The 22754-nt window shown below is 71.1% G+C and carries 16 protein-coding genes and 2 pseudogenes; 11 read left to right on the forward strand and 7 right to left on the reverse strand.

The annotated features are described in order from the left end of the window. Window position 1 precedes the first annotated feature (1 nt). The 7 genes from O7622_RS15955 to O7622_RS15985 are packed head-to-tail and all read left to right on the forward strand — an operon-like array spanning window position 2 to window position 10195. A complete protein-coding gene (locus O7622_RS15955; protein WP_282308959.1) occupies window positions 2-1606 on the forward strand; it encodes a nitroreductase family protein in 1605 nt (534 codons plus the stop codon). After that, complete coding sequence (locus O7622_RS15960) at window positions 1603-4335, forward strand: lantibiotic dehydratase (RefSeq protein ID WP_282308960.1); 2733 nt, start codon at window positions 1603-1605, stop codon at window positions 4333-4335. The genes O7622_RS15955 and O7622_RS15960 overlap by 4 nt, the downstream gene beginning before the upstream one ends. Beyond that, the gene (locus tag O7622_RS15965; protein WP_282308961.1) at window positions 4332-5399 is read left to right on the forward strand and encodes a lantibiotic dehydratase C-terminal domain-containing protein; all 1068 of its coding nucleotides are present in this window, start codon (window positions 4332-4334) and stop codon (window positions 5397-5399) included. The genes O7622_RS15960 and O7622_RS15965 overlap by 4 nt, the downstream gene beginning before the upstream one ends. Further along, window positions 5396-6586, forward strand: coding sequence for a M50 family metallopeptidase (locus tag O7622_RS15970; protein WP_282308962.1), 1191 nt, complete (start codon window positions 5396-5398; stop codon window positions 6584-6586). The genes O7622_RS15965 and O7622_RS15970 overlap by 4 nt, the downstream gene beginning before the upstream one ends. Next, on the forward strand, window positions 6583-7509 hold the full coding sequence (locus O7622_RS15975; RefSeq protein WP_282308963.1) for an ABC transporter ATP-binding protein: 927 nt from the start codon (window positions 6583-6585) through the stop codon (window positions 7507-7509). The genes O7622_RS15970 and O7622_RS15975 overlap by 4 nt, the downstream gene beginning before the upstream one ends. Continuing rightward, window positions 7506-8261, forward strand: coding sequence for an ABC transporter permease (locus tag O7622_RS15980; protein WP_282308965.1), 756 nt, complete (start codon window positions 7506-7508; stop codon window positions 8259-8261). Before O7622_RS15975 ends, O7622_RS15980 begins: the two co-directional genes overlap by 4 nt. After that, on the forward strand, window positions 8258-10195 hold the full coding sequence (locus O7622_RS15985) for a TOMM precursor leader peptide-binding protein (protein ID WP_282308966.1): 1938 nt from the start codon (window positions 8258-8260) through the stop codon (window positions 10193-10195). Before O7622_RS15980 ends, O7622_RS15985 begins: the two co-directional genes overlap by 4 nt. A 107-nt stretch (window positions 10196-10302) precedes the next feature. Here O7622_RS15985 and O7622_RS15990 read toward each other — a convergent pair whose 3' ends face one another. Then, complete coding sequence (locus O7622_RS15990) at window positions 10303-10479, reverse strand: thiazolylpeptide-type bacteriocin (protein ID WP_073827725.1); 177 nt, start codon at window positions 10477-10479, stop codon at window positions 10303-10305. A 149-nt stretch (window positions 10480-10628) separates the two neighbouring features. Between O7622_RS15990 and O7622_RS15995 the strand changes: the two are divergent. After that, window positions 10629-11906, forward strand: a pseudogene (locus tag O7622_RS15995) (amidohydrolase); the annotation flags it as partial. A gap of 189 nt (window positions 11907-12095) precedes the next feature. Here O7622_RS15995 and O7622_RS16000 read toward each other — a convergent pair. Continuing rightward, window positions 12096-13205, reverse strand: a complete 1110-nt coding sequence (locus tag O7622_RS16000; RefSeq protein ID WP_282308967.1) for a hypothetical protein — start codon at window positions 13203-13205, stop codon at window positions 12096-12098. Between the two features lie 285 nt (window positions 13206-13490). Here O7622_RS16000 and O7622_RS16005 point away from each other — a divergent pair, with 285 nt between their 5' ends. Both O7622_RS16005 and O7622_RS16010 read left to right on the forward strand, forming a co-directional pair. After that, window positions 13491-14720, forward strand: coding sequence for a trypsin-like peptidase domain-containing protein (locus tag O7622_RS16005; protein WP_282308968.1), 1230 nt, complete (start codon window positions 13491-13493; stop codon window positions 14718-14720). Between the two features lie 234 nt (window positions 14721-14954). Next, window positions 14955-16007, forward strand: coding sequence for a glycoside hydrolase family 43 protein (locus tag O7622_RS16010; protein WP_282308969.1), 1053 nt, complete (start codon window positions 14955-14957; stop codon window positions 16005-16007). Window positions 16008-16163: 156 nt separating this feature from the next. Here the strand turns inward: O7622_RS16010 and O7622_RS16015 are convergent, their stop codons facing one another. From O7622_RS16015 to mmsA, 5 genes and pseudogenes are all read right to left on the reverse strand, one after another. Continuing rightward, a complete protein-coding gene (locus O7622_RS16015) occupies window positions 16164-16514 on the reverse strand; it encodes a hypothetical protein (RefSeq protein ID WP_282308970.1) in 351 nt (116 codons plus the stop codon). A gap of 292 nt (window positions 16515-16806) precedes the next feature. Then, window positions 16807-17180, reverse strand: a pseudogene (locus O7622_RS16020) (sugar kinase); the annotation flags it as partial. Between the two features lie 113 nt (window positions 17181-17293). Then, a complete protein-coding gene (locus O7622_RS16025) occupies window positions 17294-18394 on the reverse strand; it encodes a sugar-binding protein (protein WP_282308971.1) in 1101 nt (366 codons plus the stop codon). A 51-nt stretch (window positions 18395-18445) separates the two neighbouring features. Beyond that, window positions 18446-19744, reverse strand: coding sequence for a multiple monosaccharide ABC transporter permease (gene mmsB, locus O7622_RS16030; protein WP_282308972.1), 1299 nt, complete (start codon window positions 19742-19744; stop codon window positions 18446-18448). Further along, window positions 19741-21288 (reverse strand): multiple monosaccharide ABC transporter ATP-binding protein, encoded by a 1548-nt coding sequence (mmsA, locus tag O7622_RS16035; RefSeq protein ID WP_282308973.1) that lies wholly within the window; start codon window positions 21286-21288, stop codon window positions 19741-19743. Before mmsA ends, mmsB begins: the two co-directional genes overlap by 4 nt. A gap of 341 nt (window positions 21289-21629) precedes the next feature. Between mmsA and O7622_RS16040 the strand changes: the two genes are divergently transcribed. Next, window positions 21630-22661, forward strand: coding sequence for a LacI family DNA-binding transcriptional regulator (locus O7622_RS16040; RefSeq protein WP_282308974.1), 1032 nt, complete (start codon window positions 21630-21632; stop codon window positions 22659-22661). Window positions 22662-22754: the final 93 nt, after the last annotated feature.

Consider the following 22754-nt stretch of genomic DNA (forward strand, 5'->3'; position numbering starts at 1 on the left):
CATGACGCCTGACAATCCCGGCTTCGCCCACGCGTACGCGACCGCGATCCTGCGCCGCGGCCGTGAGCCGATGCCCCCGGCCGACTTCACCCCCGACTGGGGCGACGCACCCCGCCGCGGCAAGTACTACCCGCAGGCGAGCACGTTCGCGCTGCCCGCCCCGCCGGCCAGCGGCGTCGACCTGGACACCGCGCTGCGCGGCCCGGGCGACGCCGACGAGCCCTTCACGCTGCCGCTGCTGGCCGGCCTGCTGCACCACTCATACGGGCTGCTCGGACGGCGGCTCGGCATCCAGGCCAACACCGACCTGGCCGCGCTGCCGTCCTACGCCCACGCCAACTGGCACCGCGCGACCGCCTCCGGCGGCGGCCTCTACCCGTGCAGCGTCTACTGGATCGCCGGCCCCGGCGCCGGGGTCACCCCGGGCGTCTACTACTACGCCCACGCCCGGCACGCGATGCAGCGGCTGCTCACCGGCGACGTCAGCGCCCGGGTCAACGCGGCGGTCGACCCGCCCCGCCCCGCCCGCCAGTTCCTGATCATCGGGGTGAAGTACTGGCAGAACGCGTTCAAGTACAACAACTTCTCCTACCACGCCGTGACGATGGACGTGGGAACGCTGCTGCAGACCTGGCGGCTGTGGGCCGGCGCCCAGGGCCGTCAGATCCGCCCGGTGCTCTGGTTCGACCAGGCCGCCCTCGGCGACCTGCTCGGCCTCGCTCCCGACGACGAGGCGCTGTTCGCCGTCGTCCCGCTGACCTGGGCCGCACCCGACGGCCCGTCACCCGCCGCCGACCCGCCGCAGCCCACCCGGCGGCCGGCGACGGTCCGGGTGCGCCACCACGACCAGGAACGCTCCCGGACCCTGCTCCGCTTCGACACCCTGCACAGGATCAACCGCAGCACCGCCGCCGCGCTCGACCGGCCCGCCACCGGCTCGCTGGCGTCCGCCGCGGCCCACCCGGCGCCGGGCGGGCCCCGCCTGCCGCTGCCCGCCGCCGCGCCGATGCCGCTGCCCGTCGAGGCCGCCCTCACCGCCCGCCGCAGCAGCTTCGGGCGGTTCCTGCACCGCCGGCCGATGGCAGCCCCGCAGCTGGCCGCGCTGCTGCAGGCCGCCGCGGCCAGCACCGTGCCGTCGGAGATCGACGGCCCCGCCGACCGGCCGCTGGCCCGGATCTACGCCTTCATCAACCACGTCGCCGACGTACCCGCCGGGGGCTACGCCTACGACCCGCAGGAGCACAGCCTGGTCGCCGTCACCGACGGGCCACCGGGGGCGTTTCTGCAACGCAACTACTTCCTGGCCAACTACAACCTCGAGCAGGCCGCGGTGGTGCTCGTCCCGACGGTGCGGACCCACGCCGTGCTGGACGCCACCGGCGAGCGCGGCTACAACCTCGTCAACGCCACCGTCGGCGCGATCGCCCAGAGCTTCTACACCGCCGCCGCCGCGCTGGGCCTCGGTGCGGGAGTCGCGCTGGGCTTCGACAGCGTCTCCTACCTGGAGGAGCTGAGGCTGACCGACAGCGGCGAGTTCCCGCTGCTCATCATGCTCGCCGGTGACGAGCGCGGGCAGCCCGGCGACTACCGTTACGAGCTGCGGTGAACCCGGCCGTGCTGTCGCAGAGCCCGCCGCGCGCCGCGGCGCCCGCCGGCTGGCGCACCGGCGCCTACTTCACCGCCCGCGTCGCCGGCCTGCCCCTGTCGACCGTCGACCCGCTGCGCTGCCCCACTGTGTGCGCCTGGGCCGACGACGTGCTCGCCCTGGAGCAGCAGCTCGCCGCCGACGGCGAGCAGCTCAGCCACTTGCTTCACGAACTGGTCAACGACAACGACGACACCGCGGCCCGGCGGAGGCTGCTGACGCTGCGCCGGCAGATCTTCGGCAACGTCCTGCCCGCCGCGCCCGAGCCGGCGCTGGCCGCCGTCGAGCAGACTCGACCGCAGGCGCTGCCCGCAGTGCGGCGCTGGCTGCAGCGGCGGGCGCAGCTCGCACGGCGCCACGACGAGGGCGGCGCGATCTTCGCCGCCGACGCCACCCGAGCCCGCGCACACCTGTGGCGGCTGGCCGACGAACCGCGCCTGCGCGGCGGGCTGCAGCTGGCCTCACCGACCCTCGACGAGCAGCTCGCCGCCGCGGCCCCGCCACAGCTGGATGCCCCGGCCAACAAACGCACCCGCCGCGTCGAGCGCTCGCTGCTGTCCTACCTGTACCGAACCGCATGCAAGACCAGCCCGTTCAGCACCTTCACCGCGGTGGCCCTGGGCCGCTTCACCGAGGGCGCATCGGGGCTTCAGATCGCCGTCGGCGAGCAGTGGCAGCGGTATGTCCGGCTCAACGTCGTCCTGGTCGCCCGGCTCGCCGACCTGATCAGCGCCGACCCGCGCCGGCGCGGCGACCTGCCGGTGGCGCTGAGCCCGGGGTGGCGTCGCGACGCCGAGCGGATCCGCTACGTACGCCACTGGGTCACCACCGGTGACGACAGCGCCGCGGTCAGCTTCGACTCGGTCCGCGACGGGCTGTTCTTCCTGCGCCGCAGCGGCGTCCTGGACGAGGTAACAGCCCTGCTCCAGGAGCGCGCCACGATGCGCTGCGCCGACCTGGTGGACCGACTCTGCGCCGGCATGGGGGCCGAGCGGGACGACGGCGAGGCGTACCTGTCGACGCTGCTGCGGCTGGGCATGCTGCGGCTGGTCGGCCTCGACACCGACGTGCACGTCGCCGACCCGATACGGGCCCTGGCCGCCACCCTGGCCCAGCTCGACCGGCCGTGGGCCGCCCAGCTCGCCGGCCAGCTTGACGAGATCACCGAGCTGGTCGACGCCTTCGGTCACGGCGACCTCGCGCAGCGCCGCGCGCTGCTGCACCGGCTGCGGTCAGCGCTGCGCACGAGCATGCGGTCGCTGGGGGAGCAGGATCCGACCCTGCCGCAGACGCTGCTCTACGAGGACAGCCGGGTCGCCGGTGATCCGGTCGCCGTCGCCGCCGAACCCTGGCGGCGGCTGGTCGGCGTGGACCTCGCCGCCGTCGAACGCGTGCTGCCCGCCTTCGACCAGAACCTGCCGCACCGGATCATGTTCCACGGCTTCTTCCTGGCCCGCTTCGGCGTCGGCGGCCGCTGCGACGACCTGCTGCGGCTGGTGGAGGACTTCCACGACGACCTCTACGACCAGTACTCCTCCTACACCGCGGGCCGGCGCCCGTTCGCCGACGACGGCAGCTACACCCCGGAAGAGAACTGGCTGGGCCGGCCCGAGATGACCGCGCTCGACCAGGCGCGGCAACTGTTCGCCGCACGGCTGGCCGCGCTCGCGGACGCCGACCCGCGGTGCGCGCAACTGGCACTGCCGGCCGACCTGCTCGACGAGGTCGGCGCGCTGCTCGGGCAGACCAACGGCGGCGTCCACCCGCAGGGACACTTCGTGCAGCTGGCGCTGCGGGAGACCGACCCGCTGCTGGTGCTCAACCAGTCCTTCGGCGGGAGCTGCTTCCCGTTCAGCCGGTTCACCCACTGCTTCGACGCCGACACCCCGACCCTCGCCGAACGGCTGCGCGCCCAGACGGCCGAGATCACCCCGCCGGGCGTGGTCTTCGCCGAGCTCACCGGAGGCGCGGCCACCACCAACCTGAATCTGCACGACCGGCTCACCGACTACGTGATCGTCTGCCCTGCCGAAACCAGCAGCGTCCCGCCCGAACGGCAACTCACCCTCGACGACCTCTACCTGGTGCACGACCCGAAGACCGACCGGATCGTGCTGCGCTCCACCCGGCTCGACCGGGAGGTCGTCCCCGTCTACCTGGGCTACCTGGTGCCCATGGCACTGCCGCAGATCCCGCGTACGCTGCTGCTGCTCTCGCCCGCGTCGATGGTGCGCCTCGACGTGTGGCGCGGGGTGCCCGCCGCGGCCGCCGCCGACGGGGTCACCACCCGGCCCCGGCTGCGCGCCGGCAACGTCGTGCTCAGCCGCCGCAGCTGGTCGGTGCGGGTACGCGACCTGCCCGACGCGGGCGATCCCGGCGCCGACGCGGCGGCGTTTCTCGACTGGCGCCGGTGGCGCGCTCGACACGGCGTGCCCGAACAGGTCTTCGCCACCGTCTACCCGGCCGACCCGGCGCAACGGGTGAGCAACCCGAAACCGCAGTACGTCGACTTCGGCAGCCCACTGTCGATGCAGGCGCTGCGGGCCGGCCTCAACGGGCCGCACGACCGGGTCGTCCTGCGCGAGCTGCTGCCCGCCGCCGACGAGTTGGCCGCCCACGGCGAGCACGGCGGACACGTCAGCGAGCTGGCCGTGGAGACCTTCCGCACCGACGAGAGGGAAACCCCATGACCACGTCCGCCGCCGCACCGACCGCCGCCGAGCACGTCGCCGACCCCTGCGGGCAGTGGCTCGCGCTGCACGTCTTCTACGCGGCCAACCCGCAGCCACTCCTGGTCGAATGCGTGGCGCCGCTGATCCGGGAACTGACCGAGGAGAACCTGCTCGCCGGTCACTTCTTCATCAACTACTGGCTGGAGGGGCCCCATGTGCGGCTGCGGCTGCGACCGCGCACACCGGCCGACGAGCCGGCGGTGCGCCAGCGCGCCGAGGCGGCGGTGAGCCGGTTCCTCACCACCCGCCCGGCGCTGTACGCGATGGGCACCGGCTACCTGCGGGAGCTCTACGACATCCTCTTCGCGCTGGAGTTCCCCGACGGGCGACCGGCGCAGCTGATCGACGCCAACGGGCAGATGCTGCTGGCACCCAACAACTCCTACAGCTACCGCCCCTACGAGCCGGAGTACGGCAAGTACGGCGGCCCGGCGGGCATCGAGATCGCCGAGTGGCACTTCCAGCACTCCAGCGACACGGTGCTGCGGGCCATCTCGTCGATGAACCTGCACCTGCGCCCGGTACTGCTGGGCACCGCCGCGCAGCTGATGACGGTGCTCGCCGGCACGTTTCTGCCCGACCGGGAGGAACTGATCGCGTTCCTCGACCGGTACCACCACTTCTGGCACCACGCCTTCGCGGGCACCAGCCTCATCGGCGTCGACGAGTACACCCGGATGTACGACAGCGTCGCCGGGGAGCTGGGCCGGCGGGTGCGGCAAATCCTCACCCTCGTCGCGCGGGGCGAAACCGAGCGTCTGCCCGGGTTCCTGCGCGGCTGGGCCGAGCACGCCGTCCAGCTCCGCGAGAAGGTGCTCGCACTGGCCCGCTCCGGTGAGCTGGTCATCAGCGCGTGGAGCGGCGACGACCGGGTCGTCGACGACCCGGGGGAGGCGCTCGCGTCGCTGCTCTCGCCGTACCTGCACATGACCAACAACCGGCTGCACGCCACCATCCGCGACGAGGCGTACCTGTCCTACCTGCTCGCCCGGGTGCTGCGCGACCCGGCGGTGCCGGCGTGAGCGGCTCCGGCCTGCTGGCCAAGCGGCCCCGGCTGCGCGCGGACCTGATCTTCTCGCGGCCCCTGCGGCGCGGCCCCGACACGGTCTACCTGATCAAGGACCGGCGCAGCGCTCGGGCGTTCGAGATCTCGCCGAAGGAGCAGTTCCTGCTGCGCCGCCTCGACGGCGCCCGGTCCCTGGCCGACGTCGGCGCCGAGTACGCCGCCGAGTACGGTCGCCGCCTCGGCGACGAGCACTGGACCCGGCTGCTGTGGCTGCTACACGAGCGCGACCTGCTGTCCACCCGACCCGTCGGCACCGTCGGCGACGACAGCGACAGCGCGCCGGGCGGCCCGGCACCACTCGGTGTGCTGGGCTGGTGGGCGCACCGGCTGCGGTGGCTGCTGCGCCCAGCGGTCTTCGCGCTGCTCGCCGTGCTCGTCGCCGCCCTGCTGGCGGTGGTCGGGCTGCGGCTGGGCCCGCTCTGGCAGGCTGCCCGCCCGGCCTTCACCGACCCGGTCGCCCTGCTCGCGCTGACGCTACTGGCCTGGTTCGGCGCGGCACTGCACGAGTTCGCCCACGCGCTCGTGGCCGTCCACGTCGGCGCCACCGTCAACCGGATCAACCTGATCACCCTGACCTGCGAGATCGAGGACTACCTCTACCTTCCGCGTCGATCCCAGCAAGTGATGATCGCCGTGGCCGGCGCGGTGGCGAACGGACTGGTCCTGCTGGTCGTCGGTGTGGCCCTCGCGGCGCTGCCGGGCGCCTTCGCCGACCGGCTCTTCAGCGCGTACGTGCTGGTCGGAGCCGCCCAGACGTTGGTCAACCTCGTCCCGCTGCCACCGCTGGACGGCTACAAGATCGTCAGCCACCTGCTGGGCCTGCTGAACCTGGCCCCGGAGAGCCGCCGCTACCTCACGACGCTCCCGCGGCGGCTGGTGCGCCGGCCCGGCCCACGCTACCCGCGGCGGACCGCAGTCCAGCTCGGACTGTTCGCCGGCTGGTGGCTGATCGCGTTCGCGGCCGTCGCCGCCGTCGTGATCGGCGTCGGCGGCGCGCTGCTGCGTCCCGCCCTCGGCACGCTCTCCTACGTCCCGCCCGCCGCGATCGTCGGCCTGACGATCGCCGGCTGGCTGGCCCGGCCACACCGGCACCGTCCCGCGGACCGGACCCCACCGCAACCACTGCACCGGAACAACCAGTGAAAGGCGAACCGATGTCACCCACCGACGGTCCAGCGATCGTGCTGGACGCCGTGAGCAAGTCGTATGGCGAGGTGAGAGCGGTCGACGAGATCTCGATCTCGATCGGCCGCGGCGAGTTCTTCGGTCTGCTCGGACCCAACGGGGCGGGCAAGACCACGCTCATCGAGATGATCGAGGGCCTTCGTGTCCCCGACACCGGCAGCGTCACCGTGCTGGGCCGGTCCCCGGCCCCGCGCAACCTCGACCTGCTGCCTCTGATCGGTGTGCAGACCCAGCGTTCGGCGTTCTTCACCCGGCTGACCGCCCGCGAGCACCTGGTGACGGTCGCCGCCCTCTACGGCCTGCCCGCGACCGCCGCCGAACGGGCTCTGCAGCTGGTCGGGCTCACCGATTCCGGCGACGTCCGGGTCACCAACGTCTCCGGCGGCCAGCGCCAGCGCCTCGCCATCGCCTCGGCGCTCGTGCACGACCCCCAGGTGATCTTCCTGGACGAGCCCACCGCCGCACTGGACCCGCAGGCCCGCCGTGACCTCGGCCAGATGCTGCGCAAGCTCAAGACGATCGGCAAGACCATCGTCTACACCACCCACCACCTCGACGAGGCGCAGGGACTCTGCGACCGGGTCGCGATCCTCTCCGCCGGGCGGGTCCTCGCCCTCGACAGCCCCCGCGAGCTGATCGCCCGCTCCGGCATCGGCACCCGCCTGGTCGTCCCCACCGGCCGGCTCAGCCCCGAGCAGGCCGGCAACCTCGACGGCGTCGACGGCGTTCACGTCGAAGACGACACGCTCGTGCTGCGCACCTCGCACACCGCGCGGGTGCTCGCCGCCCTCGGCGCCGAGGCCGATCTGGACGATGTGGAAACCCGGCCCGCCACCCTCGAAGAGGTCTACCTGGAGCTGATCGGAGCGCCGCAGGCATGAGCGCATACGCCGCACTGTCCCGAGCCACCTACAAGGCCACCGTCCGGGACGCCACGACGCTGTTCTTCACCTTCGCCTTCCCGCTGGTCTTCCTCGTCATCTTCGGGCTGATCTTCCGCAACCAGCAGGTCGGCGACACCGGCCGCGGCTACGTCGACTACATCGCCCCGGGCGTGCTGTCCTGGGGCCTGGCCAGCGCCGCCCTCTTCGGGGTGTCGTTCACCCTCATGCAGTGGCGCAACGACGACCTGCTGCGCATCATCCGGCTCTCACCGACCAGCCTCTGGTCGGTGATCGGCTCCCGCTACGTCGTCGCTCTCGGTATCGGCGTGGCGCAGAGCCTGCTCTTCGTCGGCGTCGCCATGCTGCCGGTCTTCGGCATGCGCCCGGACCCGACGTGGCCACTGGCCATCCCGACCATGCTGCTCGCGGTGACGGCGTTCCTCGCCCTCGGCCTGATCGTCGGCTCCCGGGCGAACACGGCAGAGGCCGTCGCCGCGATCGCCAACTGCATCGTGGTGCCGATGGCCTTCCTCTCCGGGTCGTTCTACCCCCTCGAACTCATGCCGGGCTGGCTGCAGGGGATCTCCCGGGCGCTGCCGCTGCGTTACGTCAACGACGGCATGGCCTACGCCTTCACCGGCTTCGGCACCATGACCGACTACCTGCTCTCCTGCGCCGCGCTGGTCGCGTTCGCCGCCGTGTTCGCGCTCGTCGGGGTGCGCACGTTCCGATGGAGCAACGACTCATGACCACCACCGCGGCGGCGGCGCGACCCGTCCCGCTCGCCGCCGCCGCGGACCGGCTCCGGGAGCATCTGCACCGCCGGTGGACGGCACACCCTGCCGGCGGCGAACCGCGGGTGGTGACACTGGGAGACATCGACGCGCTCGCGGCACCCGCCGCAGCACAGCCGCACCGTCGCGACGCCACCGTGCACCTCAGCGCCACCGCCGTGCTGATCGGCCCGTACGCAGGCGCGGCGGGCGGGGCCTGCGGCCACTGCCTGGCCATCCGCTGGCAGCGGCTACGCACCCGCAGCGAGCGCGACGCCCTGGAAGTCGGCGCGCAGATGACAGCAGTCGGCCCGTGGCCGCAGCTGACCGCCTACCAGCTCGACGCCGTCTGGGATCTGCACCGCGCCATCCACGCCGGCCCGCCGCTGCCGCCGCCGGACAGCTGGGACCGGCACAGCACCCCGCTGCCCCGAGTCAGCCAGCTCGACCTCACCAGCCTGCGCGTCCGCAGCTTCCCCCTGCTGGCCGAGCCCCGCTGCCCCTCCTGCGCCATCCCGCAGCCCGACACCCCGGACAGTCCGATGCTCGCGCACGAGCCCCGACTCAAGCCGCACCCCGACACCTACCGGCTGCGCGCCTCGAGCAGTTATCCGCTGCCGGAGGCCGCGCTGGTGAACCCGGTCTGCGGCGCGCTGGGCGTGGGCACCCAACTCACCGTCACCTCGCCGACGACCGCACCGGTGACCGGCAGCGTCTTCATCCGCGGCTACGGCGGGCTGCTCGACGTCTCCTGGAGCGGCCAGGCCGGCGGCTACGACGCGAGCCGGTCGCTGGCCTACCTGGAAGGGCTGGAGCGGTACGCGGGCACCCACCGGCGGCGCAACGTCACTCCGGTCATCGCCGCGTACACCGACCTCACCGCGGCGGCGCTACATCCGGAGGCCTGTGGCAGCTACCCCGACGCGGTGTACGACACCGACCCGATCCTGCGCCGATTCGACCCGCAGCGGCCGATCCCCTGGGTGTGGGGGCGCAACCTGCACACGGGCCGGCCCGTACTGGTGCCCCGCCGGCTCTGCTTCTACAGCTCGCCGGCCGCGGGGGACACCTTCCTGCTCTCCTCCTCCAGCGGCTGCGCCACCGGCAGCTGCATCGAGGAGGCCGCCCTGTTCGGGCTGCTGGAGCTGATAGAGCGCGACGCGTTCCTGCTCGCCTGGTACGGCAACCTCACACTGCCCCGCATCGACCTCGACACCTGCCCGCCGGCAGTACGGGCGATGGCCGACCGCGCCGAGCTGCAGGGCTACCGCCTCTACGCCTTCGACAACCGCATCGACCTCGACGTACCCGTGGTCACCAGCCTCGCCGTCCGCCACGATGGCGGCCCGGGCCTGCTGTCGTTCGCCGCCGCGGCGCACCTCGACCCGCAGCAGGCGGTGGCCGCGGCGCTCGCCGAGGCGCTCACCTACATCCCTCATCAGCCCGGCACGGTGCGTCGACGTCGGCCCGAGCTGGAGCTGATGGCCGACGACTACACCCTTGTCCGTCGGCTGCCGGACCACTCGGCGCTCTTCGGCCTGCCACGAATGGCGGTGCACGCCGAGACCTACCTCCACGGCGGTGACACGGCCCCCATCGGGCAGCTGTTCGCCAGCTACCGGCCCCCTGGCACCCGGGACCTGCGCGACGACCTGCACCGTGTGCTCGATCTGCTGCGCGCGCGGGGACTTGAGGCGGTCATGGTCGACCAGACCACGCCCGAGCAGGAGACGCTCGGCCTCCGCTCGGCCTGCATGATCGTGCCCGGCTTGCTACCGATCGACTTCGGCTGGATCCGGCAGCGCGCACCACACCTGCCGCGGCTACGGACGGCGCCTGCGGCCGCCGGCCTCGCCGACGCCGAACTCACCGACGCCGATCTGCGCCTCGTGCCGCATCCCTTCCCGTAGCGGGGCGGTCGCGGCACGAACGGCGCCGGGGCGCGCGGGGCGGCGGTGGGCGGGCACGCGAAACGTCGGGCCGCCCGCTGGGCGGCCCGACGCCGTGCCGCAATCGGTCAGGCCGAGCAGCTGGTGGTGGACGTGGTGCTGCTGCAGGTCGACGTGGTGCCCGACGAGGAGCAGGAGGCGAGGATCGCCTCGGACGCGTCGGCGTAGTCGGAAATCGCGAAGGTCTCCGACTCCAGCTCCAGGATCTCCTCGGCGAGCGCGTTGAGGTCGGTCTCGGGCGCCATGATGACTCCTAACGGTCGGTGTCCGGCCGGTTCGTCCGGCCCCGCCGCAAGCACACCTCAGCGCGCTCACCGATCGCCCACGGCCGCCGACGCAAACCGCTGTCATGTCATGTCAGCGGTGTGACAGCGGCGTGGGCTTGGCTAACCCCATGGCACCACCCGCAGTGCGGACCGTCACCCGCCCCAGCGGCCCGGCAATCCATCCGGAGGTCATCGCCGACGCGACCCGGCTCTATCGCGACCTGCACGCGAACCCGGAGCTGTCCGGTATGGAGGAACGCACCGCGGCCCGCTTCGCGGCCGCTCTACGGGGGATCGGCGCCCAGGTCACGACCGGTATCGGCGGGCACGGCGTCGTCGGTGTCCTCGCCAACGAGGTCGGCCCGTGCGTGCTGATACGAGCGGAGCTGGACGCGCTGCCGGTCGCGGAACAGACTGGCCTGCCATACGCGAGCACCGCGACCGGCATGGACGCCCACGGCCAGACCGTGCCCGTCATGCACGCCTGCGGCCACGACCTGCACCTGGCCGCGGCGGTCGGCGCCGCCGCCCACCTGGCCCGGGACAGCGACGGCTGGCGAGGAACACTGCTGATCCTCGGGCAGCCGGCCGAGGAGACCATGCGGGGTGCGGCGGCGCTGCTCGACGACGGCCTCTACGAGCGGTTCGGCCGTCCCGACCTGCTCCTCGCCCAGCACGCCGCACCACTACCGGCAGGCATGGTCGCCCACGGCAGCGGTCCCCTGACGGCTGGCTGCATCACCCTGGACATCACCGTGCCCGGCCGAGGTGGGCACGCCGCCACCCCGCACCTGTGCGTGGACCCCGTGGTGCTCGCCGCGACCATCGTCGTGCAGCTGCAGGCCGTGGTGGCCCGTCAGGTCAGCCCGGCCGAGCAGGTGGCGCTCACAGTCGGCACGCTGCGCGCCGGCCACCACCCGGGGGTCATCGCCGAGCACGCCACCCTCGGCGTGACGATCCGGGCGCTGCACGAGGCAACACTGGACCGGGTGCTGAGCAGCGTCATCCGCACCGTCCGAGCAACCTGCGAGGCCGCCGGCAGCCCGCGCGAGCCGACGGTACGGGTCGTGTCGCGTACCCCCGCCCACGTCGCGGATCCGGCAACGACCTCCCGGGTCCGGGCGGCCCACGAGCGAGCGTTCGGGCCCGAGCGGGTCGGCTGGTGGCCGCCTTCCCTCGCGTCCGAAGACTTTCCGCTGCTGACCGCCGGAGGGATACCGAGCAGCTATTGGATGCTCGGCACGGTCGGGCCGCGTCGGTGGCGGGCGGCGCCCGGTGCGAACGCGGCCGAGAAGCTCGCCAATCTGCCGACGAACCACAGCCCTGCCTTCGCACCGAGCATCGAGCTGGCCCTGCCGGCCGGTGTGGTGGCCCTGGTGGCTGCCGCCCAGACCCTCCTCGCGACGGACCCCCACCCGTCGTCATCGCTGCCGGCCCTCCCGCCGTCGTCGCTCGTGTCGCCGTCGCCGGAGGCGGTTCCCGCAGCGGCCAGAGAAGGGCCGGAGCAGGCCGATTGAACGGGATCGGCGTGCCCGCCGGCGAGAGCCAGGCTCACCTGGCCGAGGTGTATGGCGCCGAGGTCTCTCGGCAGACGATCACCGACGGTCGTCGGTCTCGGCGGCCAGTTCGGTCCGGAGCGTGGCGAGCACCAGCAGGTTCACCGCCAAGCTGATCAGCGCGAAGAACTGAACGGCGATGAAGGCGACGAATTGCCCGATGAACAGCGCCACCAGTGCGGCCCGGTAGAAGAGGCGAAGTGCGGTGACCCGTGCACCGCACAATAGCTGCGCGACCCCGAGCAGGCTGCACACTCCGACGCCGAGGACGGTCGCTATCGTGCCGACGGTCTCGACGTTCAGTGGTGGTGTGGCGTCGCCGCGCCGGACGATCCGGGTCATCAGGACTGCGACGATGCCTGTGGCGAGAACGAAGAACAGCCCGATGACGGCACGGCGCACGATGGGATGGGCGGTAACCGCTCTCAGCCTGGTCAGCGCCCGGTCCATGGAACGCGTGAGGCGGATCCACCCGCTCGGCGGCTGAGCGGGCTCGGGGGCCTGGTCGAGGAGTGCGCAGACCTGTGGCGCCGGCGGATCGTCGCCGCTGAGGAGATCCAGCGCCTGTCGGCGGCGGCGTTCACTGAGGCGTCCCGCCGCAAGGTCGGTCAGTGCGCCGTAGGCGTAGCTCAGTTGCTCGGCCCGGGAGGGCGGACGGCGTTGGGACAAGAATCGTACGGACAGGAAGACGGCCAGGAGCACGGCGTAGATCAGCGCGATGGTGGGCTGGAAGAAGTAGTCGGTGTCCTGGGTGATGAACTTGCCTAACTCGTCGATGAAGGTGCCGAAACCGGCACCTCCTATCCAGGCGGCCGCGTTGCGTACCCGACTGCCCACGAACAGCAACAGCAGTAGCAGGGCGACCAACATCCCCAATCCGCCCCACAGCATGTGTGAGATATGCAGTCCCGAGCCGCTCACCTGCGGATATCCGCTGACCGCGAGGAATCCGCGGATGGCCAGAACGGCGATCACGGCGGCGAGCAGGAACGCCTCTGCCAGCTCGAACCCGGTGAGGTCTCGGGTCAACCCCGAACGCTGCTCGACGGTCGAACGGCCGGTCCGTTCGGCGCTGTCGTCAGCCGGTCCGTCGGCCCGCCGGTGATGGCCGTGACCAGGTGCCGCGCCTCGCGCCGGTTGCGAATCCACGTGTCCGACCGTACCGGCGGCGATGTGCGCGGCACGTCAAACCGTAAGGGCGGCCCGGCCGTGGCCCCCTTGCGCCACGGTCGTCACCGACACGTCGTACCGGTTCGGCCGCCCGGCTCCGGGGACCTGACGGGCGGGCGACGGTGCGGCGCTCCGGCGTCGCTGCCGGGCCGGCCGTCGATCCGGCGGTACCGCATCCCGCTAAAAATCGATATCCTTCTATAGATTGCTGGTGCGGGGGAGCCCGTCGGGACGGCATCCGCCGTTCCTCGGAAAGGAGTGCGGATGAGAGAGATGTTGCGGCGCGGTGCGCGATACGCGGCGGTAGTGCTCGGTGTGTGGGCGCTCGGGGTGAGCCTGCTGCCGGCATCCGCCTCCGGGGCGGATCCGACCCGGCCGGTGGCGCCGGCATCGGTCCGGGCGCCGGAGGCGGCACAGTTCTCCGCCGAAGGCGTCACCACTGTGGGTGAGCTGCGCACACTCGACACCACCCGCACCGCCGACCGGCCGAGTGCGCGTCAGCTCATCCGGCATCCCGGCGCCACGTACGTCAAGGTCCACTTCAGTGCACTGCGGCTGAACGAGGGGGACTACGTCACGGTGTCCAGCCCGGACGGCCGAGAGAGCTACCGGTACGACGGGAGCCTCGACCGGACGACCGGCTCGGACTACACCACCGACGGCGGGCCGGGCTTCTGGGCGATGTCCGTGACAGGGGACACCGCCGTGGTGACGCTGCACAGCGCGCGGCCCGCTCGCGCGGTCGTCGACGTCGACCGGTTCTGGCGGGGCTACGACCAGGCCGAGATCGCCCGGCACAACTTCTCGACCACGTCCGTCTGTAGCACCGACGCCCGCCGGGACGTGGTCTGCTACCAGAGCACCCACCCCACCGAGTACGCCCGCGGCCGGGCGGTGGCACGCCTGCTCATCGGTGGCGGCGGACTGTGCACCACCTGGCGGGTCGGGAACACCAACCGGATGCTGACCAACAAGCACTGTTTCTCGACCCAGTCCGTGGTCAGCGCCAGCGAGGCGCAGTTCAACTACCAGTGCGCCACCTGTGGCGGCAACAACCCGGGCCCGGGCACGAAGGTGAGTGGTGCGACCCTCTACCGGGTGAGCAGCGGTGGGTCGGGCGAGCTGGACTACGCGCTCTATTCGGTGAACAATTTCGCCGCGATCCAGGGGTTCGGCACGCTCTACCTGAGGACGACCGCGACCAGCACCGGCACCCGGATGTACGTGCCCGGGCACGGTGACGGCAGCCCGAAGCGACTGTCGATCTACGAGGACACGCAGAACGGCGGTGTCTGCACGGTGCGCAACGCGAACTACAACACCTGGAACATCAGTTACAGCTGCGACACCTCGGGCGGCAACTCGGGCTCGCCGGTACTCGACGCCAATCACCGCGTCATCGCCCTGCACCACCTCGGTGGGTGTCCGTCCAACCAGGGTGCGAAGGCACACCTGATCTACAACGAGATCGCCGGCCTGATCGACAACGGCTGACGGGCGCTTGCCGGTGGCTCGCCGACCGCATCCGGCGGGCGGGCCACCGGCACGTCGCGGTCGCCACGTTGCCGGCTGACGATCGGTCCGCCGCTCTCACCCTGAATCGATCTGAGTCGATGGTTGACACGGCGAGCGTCGATTGGTCAGTCTGGGAGAGCGCTCTCGTGCGCCGGGAGGTCAGCCGCCTCTCGAACCCAAACGGAACCGGACGATGCCATGAAACGACAGCGGATGCTCGGGAGTCTCCTCGTCGCGGTTCTGCTCGCCGCGGCCGGCTTGTGGCAGGTGGGGTTCGTCGACTCGCCGGCCGAGGCCGCGCAGAGCATCCGGGCGGCGGATCCCAGTGTCATCCGGGTCGGCGGCACCTACATCTCCGCCCAGTCGGTCGGTGACGGCATCGCCGTTCGTCAAGCCTCGTCACCCGACCAGTTGAGCGGGGCGGCCCAGCGCCAGGTGTGGACGGACACCCGGGGCCGCGGCGGCGTCTGGGCACCGGAGATCGTCCTCGACGGCGGACGTTACTACATCTACTTCGCGCTGGGCGCGGGCAGCAGTCGCCGCACGTTCGTGATCAGCTCGACGTCGCCGGACAGCGGGTACACCGCCGAGCAGAAACTGGCCCTGCCGGACGACAAGTGGGCGATCGACGGGTCGTTGTTCACGTTCAACGGGCAGCGCTGGTTCGTCTGGTCCGGATGGGCCGGTGACACAAACGTCGAGCAGAACATCTACCTCGCCAGGATGAGCAGCCCGACCACGCCGGTCGGCGCGCGCTACGTCATCTCCCAACCGCGGGAGCCGTGGGAGCGGGTGGTCGGCAACCCGTTCATCAACGAGGGGCCGGAGCCGATCCGGGACCCGAACGGCCAGTTGCACATCGTCTACTCCGCCAACGGCAGTTGGAGCGACCAGTACTGTCTCGCGGACCTGCGACTGCGGGCCGGCGGCGACCCGACGTACGTGTGGGACTGGTACAAGTCCAACGGCTGCCTGTTCGGCTCGAACCGGTCCACCATGATGTCCGGCTGGGATCCGACCCTCTACGTCAACGGCCCCGGGCATCACACCTTCGTGCTGCTGCATGGCGACATCGCCACGAGCCCGCCGGCCGGGCCGCGATTCCCGCTGATGTTCCACGCGGTGCCGAAGGGAACGCCCTACACCTGGAGCAACCGGTTCTGGTACACCGGCACGTTCTGCTGGTGGGGCAACACCACCTACCGGCGGGCCAACGTCCCCGGGCCGAACACCGACACCGGCTGGAGCCTGAAGTTCTTCGAGTAGCGGCCGGTGCCGGCCGCCCCGGCGGCGGACAGCGCAGACGCCACTCGCGCCCGCTTGGCGAGTCGGTGCCGGCCGCGGTGCGGGTCTCGCGGGCACGGCCAGATGGCGTACGGAGCCGGCGTCCCGCGTGCGTCCGGTCCACCCCCGTGCGCAGGGTCAGCCGGCGTTCTGGTCGAGCAGTTGCAGCAGGTCGTGCGCGGCCAGCTCGACGTCCTTGTGGCGCCACTCCGAGGCGCGGTAGACGCACGCGACCAGTCCGGACCGGTGGACGCGGCGGAAGTCGCCGTAGACGAAGGCGTACCGGGCCTTCGTCTCCTCGTTCGCTCCCTCGGTGCGGCCGAGAAACCATTCGCCGTACTCGTGCCACGAGTGCCTGTCGAGGTAGCCGTTCTCGTCGGTGGCCCGGGGCTGGACGACGCCCCAGTCGCTGTCGAGGACGTACTGGCGTGCTTCGATGAGCCGCCGGGCGCGGGCGACAGCCGCAAGATTCACCGAGTACGAGGCCATGCCCGGCACTATTCCCCGGCGAACGATCCGCCATGCCTGTCGAGGTGGCCGTCGAGGCGCCCGCGAGGAGGCTGATCGGCGCGCCGCTCGACACCCGGCACCGCGCGGCGACGGCCACGGTCCGTCCGGTGTGGTGGCCCGAGCCCTGATGGTGGTGACCGAACTCAGCCGGGATCGGGAACACGGGGCTGGCTCCGGCGGCCACCGTCAGCGGGTCGGCGAGCAGCCGGCCGAAGGCCAGCTCGGCGGTACCGATCAAGGTGGCGTCCCCGCCGGGTTCGGCGGGCAGCAGGTCGAGGAGACGTCCGCCCAGCCCGAAGCGCGCCACGCGCAGCCGACGAGCTTCCACGCTCAGCGCGAGCACCTGGACGCGGTCGGCGTGCGGACCGAGCACCAACGAGGGCCGTCCGGCACGACGACCCGCGCTCGGCGCACCAGGTCGGCGACGGCGAGTTCGGTCGCGAGCGCGCCGATGGTGCTGCGGTTCAGCCCGAGCCGGCTGGTCAGCTCGGCGCGCGAGGTCGGTCCGTGCAGATGCACGTGTCGCAGCACCGCGCCGAGATTCTGCCGCCGGATCTCCTCCTGGCTGGTGCCGGGTGCGGGCGGCGGGGGAGCCGGGCGGCCCCGGCCCGGCCCGGCGGATCGGGGCGATGCCGACACCGGCATCGTCGTTCGCCTCCTTCCGCGCCGCGGCGGGGTGGGTGCCCGGATGAAGAACGGAGCCGGTGGTCCGGGGCCTCGGCCCCGGACCACCGGCTCCGGGAACTACCTCCCGACGCTCACTTGGTCAGCGGCGCGAGCTTCGGGTCGTTGGCGTACGCCTCGGCCGCGTTGGCCTTGGTGACGGCCACGGGCGGCAGCAGGTACGTGTCGACGACCTTCACCCCGTTGTTGTACGACTTGGTGTCGTTGACCTCGGGGTCGTTGCCGCCCTGGAGCGACTTGACCATCGCAATGGTCTGCTTGACCAGGTTGCGGGTGTCCTTGTTGATGGTCATGTACTGCTCGCCCGCCATGATCGACTTGACCGACTCGACCTCGGAGTCCTGGCCGGTGACGACCGGGACGGGCTTGCCGGCACCCTTGATCGAGGTGATGATCGCGCGGGCCAGGGTGTCGTTCGGCGACAGGACGCCGTCCAGCGTCTTGCTGCCGTAGGTCGAGGTCAGCAGCTGGTCCATCCGGGCCTGGGCGCCCTCGGCCTTCCAGCCCTGGATGGCGGTCTGCTTGACGTCGGTCTGCTTGGAGGCCACGACGACGTCGCCCTTGTCGATGGCCGGCTTGAGCACGCTCATCGCGCCGTCGAAGAAGACACCGGCGTTGTTGTCGTCCGGCGAACCGGAGAAGAGCTCGATGTTGTACGGCCCGTTCGGCTTCTTGGCCTTCATGCCGTCCAGCAGCGCCTGGCCCTGGAGCTGGCCGACCTTGAAGTTGTCGAACGCGACGTAGTAGTCGAGGTCCGGCGTGTTGGTGATGAGCCGGTCGTAGGCGATGACCTTGACACCGGCCTGGTGGGCGGCGGCGACCTGGGTCGACAGCTGGGCGGCGTCGGTCGCGCCGATGACGATGACCTTGGCGCCCTTGGTCACCATCGCGGTGATCTGGGCCTGCTGGTCGGCGACTGTGGTCGACGCGCCGGCGTACTGCACGTCGCTCTTGAACCCGGCCTCCTTGAGGCCGTTGGTGAACAGGTCACCGGCGAGAACCCAGTTCTCCGAGGTCTTGGCCGGCAGCGCGACGCCGATGAGGGAGTCGGCCGCGAAGCCCTTGCTGCTGCCCTGGTCGCCGCCGGAGCCGCCGTCACGGCCGGAGCCGCAGGCGGTGAGTGCCAGCGCCGCGATGGCGCCGATCGCCACCGACTTGCCGATCAGATTACGCATGGCTGCAATGTGCCCTTCTGGTGAGGTGGTGCGGAGAGGGATCGGTGGCCGTCAGCCGGGCACCGCGGTCCGGGCGGATTCCTGATCCGTCGCGGACGATGTCTGGGGAGGTGGGCTCGTGTCCCGCCGGAACGGCCGGGTGATGCTGCCGATGACGGAGAAGCGGCCCTGGCTCTTGTTGTAGACGTCGAGTGCGACGGCCAGCAGGAGCACCAGACCCTTGATGATCTGCACCCGGTCGGTGCCGACACCGAGCAGTTGGAGGCCGTTGTTGAGCACGGCCATGACCAGGCCGCCGACGATCGAACCGCTGATGGTGCCGATGCCGCCCGAGACGGCGGCCCCGCCGATGAAGACCGCGGCGATGGCGTCGAGTTCCCAGCCGTTGCCGTCCTGCGGACCGGACGCGGCCGATCGGGCCACGAAGATCATGCCGGCCAGCGCGGCCAGGATCGACATGTTCATCATGACGAAGAAGTTGACCCGCTTGAGCTTCACCCCGGAGAGTTCGGCCGCCCGAGAGTTTCCGCCGACCGCGTAGATGTGCCGTCCACTGGCGGTGTTACGGGTGTAGAACGAGTAGGCGAGCACGAGCGCGACCAGGATGACGCCCGAGACCGGGAAGCTGGTGCCGACCCGGCCACTGGCGAAGCGGAGGGCGGCGAACACGATCACGCCGATCATGACGGCCAGCCGGAGCAGCGAGATCCACATCGGGATCGGGTCGGCCTTCATCTCCCGCCGGGTCCGGCGGTCCCGCAGTTCGCGCCACACCACGGCGGCGCAGGCGGCCAGGCCGAGCAGCAGGGTGAGGTTGTTGTATCCGGTGTCCGGTCCGACCTCGGGCAGGAAGCCGGCGCCGATGACCCGGAAGCCCTCCGGCACGGCGACGGTGTTGGCGTTACCGATGAACTGGTTGCCACCGCGGAAGAGCAGCATGCCGGCCAGCGTCACGATGAAGGCCGGCACGCCGATGTAGGCGACCCAGAAGCCCTGCCAGGCGCCGATGACCGCGCCGATCGCGAGCCCGTAGAGGATGGCCAGCGGCCACGGCAGCGACCAGTCGGCCATCGCCTTGGCGACCAGGATGCCCGCGAAGGCGGCGATCGAGCCGACCGACAGGTCGATGTGGCCGGCCACGATCACCATCAGCATGCCGATGGCCAGGATGAGGATGTACGAGTTCTGCTGGAAGAGTGCGATCAGGTTGTCCGACCGGAGCGTGAGCCCATCGGTCAGGAACTGAAACAGCAGGACGATGGCCAGCAGGGTGAAGATCATCCCGAACTGGCGTGCGTTGGAGGTGGTGCCTCCGAAGAGGTTGTTCCGCAGGTCCTTGATTCGGCTCATCGTGTCTGCATCTTCTTCGTCGAGGTCATCTGCTTCATGAGGAGTTCCGGGTCCGCGTCGCGCCGGTCGATCTCACCGGTGATGGCGCCTTCGAACACGGTGTAGATGCGGTCGCAGAGCCCGATCAGCTCGGGCAGCTCCGAGGAGATGACGACGACGCCCTTCCCCTGGTCGGCGAGCCGCTGGATGATGCCGTAGATCTCGTACTTGGCGCCCACGTCGATGCCCCGGGTGGGCTCGTCGAGGATCAGCAGGTCCGGGTCGGTGAACATCCACTTCGCCAGGACGACCTTCTGCTGGTTGCCGCCGGAGAGCTTGGCGACCCCCTCGTCCACCGTCGGCGCCTTGGTCCGCAGGTCCTTGCGGTACGCCTCGGCGGCCCGGTACTCGGCGACCTCGTCGACGACGCCGTGGCGGGTGATCTTGGATAGCTTCGCCGACACGGTCGAGGTCTTGATGTCGTCGAGCAGGTTGAGCCCGACCGCCTTGCGGTCCTCGCTGACGTACGCCAGGCCGTGGCGGATCGCCTGGGCCACGGACTTCAGCACGATCTCCTTTCCGTCCTTGACGATCGTGCCCGACTCGTACACCCCGTAGGAGCGGCCGAAGACGCTCATCGCGAGCTCGGTCCGCCCGGCACCCATCAGTCCGGCGAAACCGACGATCTCCCCCCGGCGTACGACGAAGCTCTCGTTCTTGCAGACCTTCCGCTCGGCGGAGATCGGGTGCCGGACGTTCCAGTTCCGGACCTCGAAGAACACCTCCCCGATCCGAGGGGTGTGGTCCGGGAAGCGGCTGCTCAGCTCGCGGCCGACCATGCCGCGCACGATGCGGTCCTCGTCCACCCCGCCGGCTTTCACGTCGAGCGTCTCGACGGTGCGGCCGTCCCGAAGGATGGTGATCCGGTCGGCCACCGCCTCGATCTCGTTGAGCTTGTGCGAGATCATGATCGAGGTGATGCCCTGGTCGCGGAAGCCACGCAGCAGGTCCAGCAGGTGCCGGGAGTCGGCCTCGTTGAGCGCTGCGGTCGGCTCGTCCAGGATCAGCAGCCGGACGTCCTTGGCGAACGCCTTGGCGATCTCCACGAGCTGCTGCTTACCGACACCGATGTCCTTGACCAGCGTGTCCGGGTCCTCGCGCAGACCGACCTGGGCCATCAGCTCGATCGCGCGGCGGTTGGCCACCTTCCAGTCGACCGCGCCCCGCCGGCGTGGTTCGTTGCCGAGGAAGATGTTCTCGGTGATCGACATGTTCGGGACGAGCGCGAGCTCCTGGTGGATGATCACGATGCCGGCGCGCTCGCTCGCCCGGATGTCGGAGAATCGTGCCTCCGCGCCCCGGTACGTGATGGAGCCCTGGTAAGTGCCGTACGGGTAGACGCCGCTCAGCACCTTCATCAGGGTCGACTTGCCGGCGCCGTTCTCGCCGCAGATGGCGTGGATCTCGCCGGCGTACACCCTGAGGTTGACGTCGGCCAGTGCCTTGACGCCGGGGAACTCCTTGGTGATCGAACGCATCTCCAGGAGGACGGATGCCTCGTTCATCGTTCGCAACCCCCCACGGGCATCGTGGCCGCCTCTCGAACGTTGGGTAGCGGTCAGGTTCCTATTTTGTTGCCAGCGGCAACCTAAGCGCGGATCTGCGTGGTCCGCAAGCTTGCCCGATCATCAGCCTTGTAACAAAACGGTAATAAGCCGTTGCCCGGGTGGCGACGGTCGAGACCGACATCACAGCCCTGAGCTGCGACGCAGTGCCTTCGGGGCGGCTCCCGAAGATCAGAACCGGAACCGGAACCGGCCGGACCGGTGCCGGGCGCGCGAACCGGCCGCGGGCCCGGTGCGGGCGGTGGATCGACAGCGGCGACCCCGGTGCGACAATCGAGGCCATGGCCGCTGCGCGCAAACCCGGTCGACCCAGTCTCATCCAGGTCGCGGAACTCTCCGGGGTGTCGGTCAAGACCGCCTCCCGGGCGCTCAGCGGTGAGCCCCGGGTCGCTGAGGTCACCCGGAGCCGGGTGCGCTCGGTCGCGGACCAGCTCGGGTACCGGCCCAACGGGGTCGCCCGGGAGCTGCGTCGGGGGGCGGCCACCTCGACCCTGGTCGGGCTGCTCATCGGCGACCTGGCCAATCCGTTCTATGCTCGGCTGGCCGGCGGTCTGGAGCGGGAGCTCCGGTCGCACGGCCTGCAACTGGTCATCGCGAGCACGGACGAGGATCCGCGGCGGGAGCGCCGCTTGGCCGACGTCCTGCTCGAACGGCGGGTCCGCGCACTCGTCATCGCCTCCACCGCCGCCGAACACGCCCACTTCGCCGACGAGCAACGGCACGGCATCCCGTTCGTCTTCGTGGACCGCCCGGCGGTGAACCTCGCGGCGGACTCCGTGCTGTTCGACAACCGTGACGGCGCCCGCCAGGTCGGCCGGCACCTCGTCGGTCTCGGGCACCGACGGATCGGTGTGGTCGGTGACCTGTCCCGCCTGAGCACGCACCGGGACCGGGTGACTGGCTTCGCCCGGGCGATGCGGGAGGCGGGACGTCCGGACTGGGCCGAATACCTGATCGAGAACGCGCACGACGTCCCCGCGGCCGAGCGGGTCATCCGTGACCTGTTGCGCCGGGTGCCCGCTCCCACCGCCCTGTTCACCATGAACAACCTCATCACCCACGGTGCCCTCCGGGCGTTGCGGGGGCATCCGGCACCGCCGGCGCTGGTCGGCTTCGACGACATCGACCTCGGTGAGGTGCTGGGCATCAGCGTGGTCACGCACGATCCGGTGGACATGGGTCGGCGGGCGGCGGAACTGCTGCTCGGCCGGCTCGACGGCGAGGCCGGGCCGCCCCGGCGCGTGGTGCTGCCGACCCGGCTGCTGCCGCGGGGATCGGGGGAGCGTCCGCCGGGCCGGGCCGACGCCCGGTAGCTCCGCCATTGACACCCCCCGCTCGGAACCTCTACACAGGATGTCGACGTCTTTCGATGACAACGATGTCACCGGCGGATGTCCACCGTGTGC

Origin of the sequence: Micromonospora sp. WMMD1076 (assembly GCF_029581475.1) — a bacterium.
Taxonomy (GTDB): domain Bacteria; phylum Actinomycetota; class Actinomycetes; order Mycobacteriales; family Micromonosporaceae; genus Micromonospora; species Micromonospora aurantiaca.